The following is a 7,828-nucleotide window of genomic DNA, read 5'->3' on the forward strand; positions in this document are numbered from 1 at the left end:
AGCGCGCCGGGCGACCGTACCGCCGCTAAGATTGAAAAACTGCTGGCATGGCTGGAAAGCATTAAAGCTGAGCTGGGCATTCCTAAGTCTATCCGTGAAGCAGGCGTGCAGGAAGCTGACTTCCTGGCGCACGTTGACAAACTGTCTGAAGATGCCTTCGATGACCAGTGCACCGGCGCTAACCCGCGTTATCCGCTGATTTCCGAACTGAAACAGATTCTGCTGGATACCTACTACGGTCGTGATTTCACCGAAGGTGAAGTTGCAGCGAAGAAAGACGTCGTTGCCGCACCGAAAGCAGAGAAAAAAGCGAAAAAATCCGCTTAATTCGTTATCTGTTTTAGCATGACAATAACGGCCTCAATTGAGGCCGTTTTTTTGTTTTACCTGTTTATCTGATGCCTGAAGGCGCTATGCTTACCATCTGGCCTACGTGCTCACGGCACGCCCTTCGTCAGGAGGCCTGAATAATGACCTCCAAAGCGCTACAGGGCGTTTTATAAGCCGATCTTTACCCCAGGTATCATATGTGCCGATGACGCTCCTGAATCGCCGTCAGTGAGCCCTCCTCCAGCGCGTCCTTATAATGCTTACGGCAAACTGAAACGTAGCGTTCATTCCCGCCAATAACCACCTGTTCGCCTTCGTTATAAGGCCTGCCGTCCTGATCAAGGCGCAGAACCATACTGGCTTTACGACCGCAGAAACAGATAGTTTTTAATTCCACCAGCTTATCTGACCATGCCAGCAAGTATTGGCTGCCGACAAAGAGCTCCCCACGAAAGTCTGTTCGTAGCCCATAGCAAAGTACTGGAATATCTAATTTGTCGACAACCTCGGATAATTGATAAACCTGCTGGCGAGTCAAAAACTGGCTTTCGTCGACTAACACGCAATGTATTGTCTGCCGCGCGCTCTCGGCACGAATCTCTTCAAACAAGGATGTATTTTGGTTAAACAATTTTGCCGGCGACGACAAACCGATACGAGAGCTGACTTTGCCTGCGCCGAAACGATCGTCGATTTCCGCCGTATATACGACGGTACGCATCCCGCGTTCCTGATAATTGTATGAAGATTGCAGCAGTGCAGTCGACTTACCCGCATTCATTGCCGAATAGTAGAAATATAGCTGTGCCATTGGTCGCAGGACCTCGCCTGAGTGAAATAAAGATTGGCGGGATTGTACCATAATTTACCGACGCGACGGCGCGGCTCGCGCTCCGGTGAGTATTAAGAATTGTACAAACATCGCTCACTATACCCAAAATAATTCGAGTTGCTTAAAGGCGGCAAGGGAGTGAGTCCCCAGGAGCATAGATAACTATGTGGCTGGGGTGCGCGAGCGTAGCCAACACATAAGCAACTTGAAGTATGAAGGGTATATACACATTCCTTCACAAATTATGCCGTTAAAATTCATCAACAATGCTTATCATCACCCGCCAATATGAAAACCTTGTACTTATTGTTACCGTTACTCATACCCGGTGCAAAGTAATAGGGTTTTCTTGTAAGGAAAGCTAATACAAGAGATTGATATCTCTGCAATGAGATCGTATTTCATCATGATAAAATGTGACCTGACTCCTAAATTTTTAGCGACAGACGGTGAGTATCCCCCCTGCCAATAAGCTCTTTTTTGTGCGGCGCCTCAAGGAAAATTTAAGTTGAGATAATTAAAACGTGTGCTTAATAAAGCGTAATTTTGAATTCCTTACATTCCTGGCTATTGCACAACTGAATTTATCGCTCTATTATTAGCTCAACAAACCACCCCAATATAAGTTTGAGATTACTACAATGAGCGAAGCACTTAAAATTCTGAACAACATCCGTACTCTTCGTGCGCAGGCAAGAGAATGTACTCTGGAAACGCTTGAAGAAATGCTGGAAAAATTAGAAGTTGTCGTTAATGAGCGTCGTGAAGAAGAAAGCGCTGCTGCTGCTGAAGTGGAAGAACGCACTCGTAAACTGCAACAGTATCGTGAAATGTTAATTGCCGACGGCATTGACCCGAATGAACTGCTGAATAGCATGGCTGCCGCTAAATCCGGTACCAAAGCTAAACGTGCAGCTCGTCCGGCTAAATATAGCTATGTTGACGAAAACGGTGAAACTAAAACCTGGACTGGCCAGGGTCGTACACCGGCTGTAATCAAAAAAGCAATGGAAGAACAAGGTAAGCAACTGGAAGATTTCCTGATCAAGGAATAATTTACTTCCTGGATGCTTAAAATCCCGCCGCTGGCGGGATTTTTTTTATGCCTGAGTTCTCCGCTGACGACCCCAGGCATAAAAAAAGCGCCGGATTTACCAGCGCTTCTGTTAAAAAATTTATAACGTATCGTTACTTCTTAATACCCATTTCTTCTTCAAGCCAGGCTTTAAATTCAGCACCCAGCGAATTATGACGGATGCCATATTCAACGAATGCCTGCATATATCCTAACTTATTACCACAGTCATGGCTTTTACCCTTCATGTGGTAGGCTTCAACCGTTTCTTTTTCGATCAGCATATCGATAGCATCGGTCAACTGAATTTCATCCCCGGCGCCCGGAGGGGTTTTCGCCAGCAACGCCCAGATATCCGCGCTCAACACATAACGCCCGACAATCGCAAGGTTAGACGGCGCGACATCCGCTTTTGGTTTTTCAACCACGCCAACCATCGGCACACTTTCGCCCGGCGCCAGCTCAACGCCTTTACAATCGACCACGCCGTATGCGGTCACATCTTCTACTGGCTCAACCATAATCTGGCTATTGCCGGTTTCGTCGAAACGGCGGATCATTTCAGCCAGGTTATCCTGAGACAGGTCGGACTCATATTCGTCAAGAATAACGTCTGGCAGAATAACAGCGACAGGTTCGTTTCCGACAACGGGATGCGCGCACAATACGGCATGGCCCAGGCCTTTTGCCAGCCCTTGACGTACCTGCATAATAGTGACATGCGGAGGGCAAATAGACTGAACCTCCTCCAGAAGCTGACGCTTAACGCGTTTTTCCAGCATCGCTTCCAGCTCAAAACTGGTATCAAAGTGGTTTTCAATAGAGTTTTTAGACGAGTGCGTAACAAGCACGATTTCAGTAATGCCAGCAGCGATACATTCGTTCACGACGTACTGAATTAATGGCTTATCAACCAGCGGCAGCATCTCTTTCGGGATAGCTTTGGTCGCTGGCAGCATCCTGGTTCCCAATCCCGCGACCGGGATAACGGCTTTTTTGACTTTCGAATTAAGGGCAGCCATTTAAAATTCTCCTGGACTGTTCATGTATTGAACGTGTTCATTAATCTGTATCGTGTTCCAGTATATCAGTACCAGAACAAGCCTCAGGTCCAAAAAGGACTTATATTGGTATAATTAAGACAAATACTTATAAATCTGCCGCAGATAGTAACACTCGTCGGGAAAGGCCGGTAAAGCAATTTCCGCTCACTCTTCCGTTTGGTCATTCCGCAGACAACATCAATCGCAGACGCCCTCCTGCGCCCCATATTTGACACTGCCATGAGTCGCAACGCTGGCTTAATTGGTTAAGGTAGGCGTTACCCAATGTTCCTAGCGGCACGCCGCTGCTAATTTGAACCTGATGAGCACCCGTATTTAAGGTGGCGTTCAATCCGGCGGAGACGAGAATCAAATTTTTGAGCTCACTGTGATAGTAGCCGACAAATAGCGGGAATTGCCCAGGTAAATTGGCTTGTCTGAGCAGATGATTTACCTGTTTTAATAGCGCGCCTAACTCCGGTAAACGGTGCTTTTGTTGGCCTAGCTGATCCTGCAATAAGCCGTTAAATAGCGCCCGCAGCAACAATGCGGCTAACACGCCGTTATCGCCCGCCCGGGTGACATCCAGGCAATAAAATGCCAGTTCGTTATCAGATAGCGGCGCAATATCCAGCACCAGTCCAGGCTGATTGGCGGAGACGAGCTGCCGGTAATTAATGCGGCAATGAGAAATCACCTGCTGTACCGGGGGCTGCAATTCCTGCAACAATTGCGCTGCGGCGGTCGGATTACTCACCATTGCATCCCAGTCACGAAACAGGCGTTCTTCTTCTTCAACCCGCGAGTTAAACATATTAGGGTATAAGCAAGCGAATACGGTTTCCCGCAAGCGGTTGAGATCTTTTACCGGCTTCAGCAAGACATCTTCAACCCCAAGGCGTAACGCTTTGGCGATATCCGCCATATTTTCTGTTGCGGAAATAACCAGAATAGGCGTCTGGTCTCCGCGATTACGTAAGTTTTCTACCAGTTTGAGACCGTTCATTCTCGGCATCGCGATATCACATATCATGAGATCAGGGGTAAAACGCCCCATCAACTCCAGGGCATCCACCCCGTCGCCTGCCAATGCCGTTGTCGCTCCCAAAGAGGAAAACCACGAATCCAGAAGCGAGCGAAATACAGGCTCGTCTTCAACAATAAGAATCTGTTTTCCGACCAATGGCTGCGTCATGTTCTCTCCCCTGACTGGCTTTAATCAATAGTGGCATGGTATTGCCGCTTGCGCCTGTCAGAATTTGCTTAAGTGATCGTAAAAGGTACATTAAACGTCGGTACGCACCAAGGGTATAAGTTCGTCCATCTTTTTCTCTACGGCTAACTGACCCGCCGCAATAGCGGCATGGGCGCGATGAAAATCCAGCGTAGAGATTTGCGGACAGAATGGTTGAATGAGAATATCAGGCGGATCGCCAGCCATACGGTTACGTTTAAGACGATTTTCCAACACCTGAATGGAGGTTGTCATGATTTCCATTGCCCCAGGCGAACTCACGCCACGGCGTGAAGTCAGGCTACTGAAACGTTCTTTTAAACGCTTATGCCAGGGCAGCGCATCATCGCTCTCTTCATTGATATTCCCGACATTTACAGAGAGTAAATCTTGCTGCATGAGGTGGGCATCATGTTGCAGGTCTACCGCAATAACGATATCAGCCCCCAGCGCCCTGGTTAACGAAACAGGTACCGGATTAACGACTGCGCCATCTACCAGCCAGTAACCGTTATGTTCAACCGGAGACATCAGCCCTGGCATACTGCACGACGCGCGTACAGCAAGGTGTAGATCGCCTTCAGTAAACCATAGCTCTCGTCCCGTGCTAAGATTCGTCGCGACCGCGCCAAAACGTCTTGAACAGTGGTCAAAATCCGTGACGGGCATAATATCCCGATAGTGATTAAATACGCGTTCGCCGCGAAGCAATCCTCCTCTGCCCCAGGATACATCCATCAGGCGTAAAACATCCCAGTAGCGGAATGAACATACCCACTGTTCAAGCGCCGATAATTTATTACAGGCATACGCGGCGCCGACCAGCGAACCTATTGAGCATCCTGCAACGATATCAATATCAATGCCTGTTTGCTTGAGGGCTTTGATGACCCCAATATGAGACCATCCTCTCGCTGCGCCAGATCCCAGCGCCAGCCCTATTTTCATTTTTCTCATCGTACTTAACGACTTCCCCTGGCTTCAAGACGTAGCAACATCGCCACTGCTCAGTTAACATAATGCCACCCTGGCGTTCAACGCCGTTTTTTATATTCAGGGAGATTATTGTGTCTCAGCCTTGTCCCTGTGGTAGCGCTGACGAGTATAGCCTATGTTGTGGTCGTATTGTGTCCGGAGAACGAGTAGCACCCGATCCGTCACATCTCATGCGCTCTCGTTACTGCGCTTTTGTGATGAAAGACGCAGATTACTTAATTAAGAGCTGGCATCCAACCTGCAATGCGGCCGCGTTTCGTGATGATATCATCGCCGGATTTGCCAATACCAGGTGGCTCGGCCTGACTATTTTTGAACATACCTGGTCAGAAGCAGAAAATACAGGGTATGTTAGTTTTATCGCGCGTTTTTCCGAACAAGGGAAAACCGGGGCGATTATCGAACGTTCTCGTTTTATCAAAGAAAACGGTCAGTGGTATTATATTGACGGTACCCGCCCGCAGTTGGGTCGAAATGATCCCTGCCCGTGCGGTTCAGGCAAAAAATTTAAAAAGTGCTGCGGCCAGTGACGCCTGACAGTATCGATACAGCAAACACTCTCAACAGGATTTTTCCGGCAATGCAATCACTACAACGTAAAGTTCTGCGTACTATTTGTCCCGATCAAAAAGGCCTTATCGCGCGGATTACCAACATTTGCTATAAGCACGAGCTTAATATTGTGCAAAACAATGAATTTGTGGACCATCGCACCGGACGCTTTTTTATGCGGACCGAGCTGGAAGGCATCTTCAATGATTCCACTCTTCTGGCCGATCTGGACAGCGCCTTACCGGAAGGCTCTGTTCGTGAACTCAATCCCGCCGGACGCCGTCGGGTAGTGATTCTGGTTACTAAAGAGGCGCATTGTCTGGGCGACCTGCTGATGAAAGCCAACTATGGCGGGCTGGATGTTGAAATCGCCGCGGTCATTGGCAACCATGAAACGTTACGCTCGCTGGTTGAACGTTTTGAGATCCCTTTCGAACTGGTCAGCCATGAGGGATTAACGCGTGAAGAGCATGACACGAAGATGGCGGACGCCATTGATGCCCATCAACCGGACTATGTGGTGCTGGCCAAGTATATGCGTGTTTTGACGCCAGGTTTTGTGGCGCGCTTCCCGAACAAAATTATCAATATCCACCACTCATTCCTGCCGGCGTTTATCGGCGCGCGCCCTTATCATCAGGCCTATGAGCGCGGCGTGAAAATCATCGGTGCTACCGCGCACTATGTGAATGATAATCTGGATGAAGGCCCAATCATTATGCAGGACGTGATTCATGTCGATCACACTTACACCGCAGAAGATATGATGCGTGCCGGGCGCGACGTTGAGAAAAACGTATTAAGCCGCGCGCTGTATCAGGTTCTGGCGCAGCGGGTCTTTGTTTACGGCAATCGGACGATTATTCTTTAATCGTCAGTAATATGAATTGATTAGCTTTAATCCGTTACGGATGAAAAGTACGCAAACAGTTCATTTCAGGCAAAGGAATGCTTTACAGCGGCGTGTCATTTGATATGATGCGCCCCGCTTCCCGAAAGGAAGCGGGCCAGTATTAAGCATTACCCCGTGGTGGGGTTCCCGAGCGATCATAAGGGAGCTGACTGCAAATCTGCCGTCATCGACTTCAAGGTTCGACTCGAGCAATAGTGAGAGAACGTTGCCGCAGGCAACGGCCCGAAGGGTGAGGAGCTTTAGCTCCGAATAATCCTTCCCGCTATAGAATGCAAGCAGCATAATGAATTTATCCCGTGGTGGGGTTCCCGAGCGGCCAAAGGGAGCAGACTGTAAATCTGCCGTCATCGACTTCGAAGGTTCGAATCCTTCCCCCACCACCATTATTCACTACAGCGATGTAGTTAACTCGATGAGCAATGCAGAAGTTTGCACTTGTCGGGGAAGGGTGAGAACCTTCGATTAAGGTTCGACTCGAGCGAAAGCGAGAGAACGTTGCCAACGGCAACGGCCCGTAGGGTGAGGAGCGAAGCGACGAATAATCCTTCCCCCACCACCATCTTCAAGCTTTACCTACAATTTGAATTACCCCTGGTGGGGTTCCCGAGCGGCCAAAGGGAGCAGACTGTAAATCTGCCGTCATCGACTTCGAAGGTTCGAATCCTTCCCCCACCACCATCACTCCCGTCGCGTATCTTATCCCCGTTAAGCATAGTGTCTCATATCTTTCTGTACGGGAAGGATGAGAAGCTTCGACTAAGGTTCGATTCGAGCGCAGCGAGAAAGCGTTGCCGCAGGCAACGACCCGAAGGGCGAAGCGCGCAGCGCTGAGTCATCCTTCCCCCACCACCAT

7 protein-coding genes, 2 tRNA genes, 3 other RNA genes and 1 pseudogene are annotated in these 7,828 nt (G+C 48.9%); 9 read left to right on the forward strand and 4 right to left on the reverse strand.

The genetic code is table 11. The annotated features are described in order from the left end of the window. Positions 1-327: pseudogene (locus NA330_RS12905) on the forward strand (iron-containing alcohol dehydrogenase); the annotation flags it as partial. A 196-nt stretch (positions 328-523) separates the two neighbouring features. Here the strand turns inward: NA330_RS12905 and tdk are convergent. After that, on the reverse strand, positions 524-1,141 hold the full coding sequence (gene tdk, locus NA330_RS12910; RefSeq protein ID WP_000068097.1) for a thymidine kinase: 618 nt from the start codon (positions 1,139-1,141) through the stop codon (positions 524-526). A 662-nt stretch (positions 1,142-1,803) separates the two neighbouring features. Between tdk and hns the strand changes: the two genes are divergently transcribed. Beyond that, positions 1,804-2,217 (forward strand): histone-like nucleoid-structuring protein H-NS, encoded by a 414-nt coding sequence (hns, locus tag NA330_RS12915; protein ID WP_001287383.1) that lies wholly within the window; start codon positions 1,804-1,806, stop codon positions 2,215-2,217. Between the two features lie 133 nt (positions 2,218-2,350). On the opposite strand, the gene galU is transcribed toward hns, so the two are convergent. The 3 genes from galU to rssA all read right to left on the reverse strand — a co-directional run bounded on the left by galU (position 2,351) and on the right by rssA (position 5,471). Continuing rightward, on the reverse strand, positions 2,351-3,259 hold the full coding sequence (gene galU, locus NA330_RS12920; protein ID WP_000729450.1) for a UTP--glucose-1-phosphate uridylyltransferase GalU: 909 nt from the start codon (positions 3,257-3,259) through the stop codon (positions 2,351-2,353). 202 nt (positions 3,260-3,461) lie between these two features. Further along, the gene (gene rssB / locus NA330_RS12925; protein WP_000193434.1) at positions 3,462-4,475 is read right to left on the reverse strand and encodes a two-component system response regulator RssB; all 1,014 of its coding nucleotides are present in this window, start codon (positions 4,473-4,475) and stop codon (positions 3,462-3,464) included. A 90-nt stretch (positions 4,476-4,565) separates the two neighbouring features. Beyond that, positions 4,566-5,471 carry a patatin-like phospholipase RssA gene (gene rssA, locus NA330_RS12930; RefSeq protein WP_001230575.1) on the reverse strand — a complete coding sequence of 302 codons (906 nt, stop codon included), beginning with the start codon at positions 5,469-5,471 and terminating at the stop codon, positions 4,566-4,568. A gap of 110 nt (positions 5,472-5,581) precedes the next feature. On the opposite strand from rssA, the gene NA330_RS12935 reads away from it, so the two are divergent. The 7 genes from NA330_RS12935 (at position 5,582) to NA330_RS12965 (ending at position 7,827) form a co-directional block, all read left to right on the forward strand. Next, positions 5,582-6,040 carry a YchJ family protein gene (locus NA330_RS12935; RefSeq protein ID WP_001540172.1) on the forward strand — a complete coding sequence of 153 codons (459 nt, stop codon included), beginning with the start codon at positions 5,582-5,584 and terminating at the stop codon, positions 6,038-6,040. Positions 6,041-6,090: 50 nt separating this feature from the next. Further along, positions 6,091-6,933 carry a formyltetrahydrofolate deformylase gene (purU, locus tag NA330_RS12940; protein ID WP_001191156.1) on the forward strand — a complete coding sequence of 281 codons (843 nt, stop codon included), beginning with the start codon at positions 6,091-6,093 and terminating at the stop codon, positions 6,931-6,933. A gap of 170 nt (positions 6,934-7,103) precedes the next feature. Continuing rightward, positions 7,104-7,245: non-coding RNA, RtT sRNA (locus NA330_RS12945), on the forward strand. A 28-nt stretch (positions 7,246-7,273) separates the two neighbouring features. Next, positions 7,274-7,358, forward strand: a tRNA-Tyr gene (locus NA330_RS12950). Between the two features lie 44 nt (positions 7,359-7,402). Continuing rightward, positions 7,403-7,534: non-coding RNA, RtT sRNA (locus NA330_RS12955), on the forward strand. Positions 7,535-7,568: 34 nt separating this feature from the next. Next, positions 7,569-7,653 (forward strand) — tRNA-Tyr (locus NA330_RS12960). Positions 7,654-7,696: 43 nt separating this feature from the next. Beyond that, a non-coding RNA gene (locus tag NA330_RS12965) (RtT sRNA) lies at positions 7,697-7,827 on the forward strand. Position 7,828 lies beyond the last annotated feature (1 nt).

The organism is Salmonella sp. NW722 (assembly GCF_051702785.1).
Lineage (GTDB): Bacteria > Pseudomonadota > Gammaproteobacteria > Enterobacterales > Enterobacteriaceae > Salmonella > Salmonella enterica.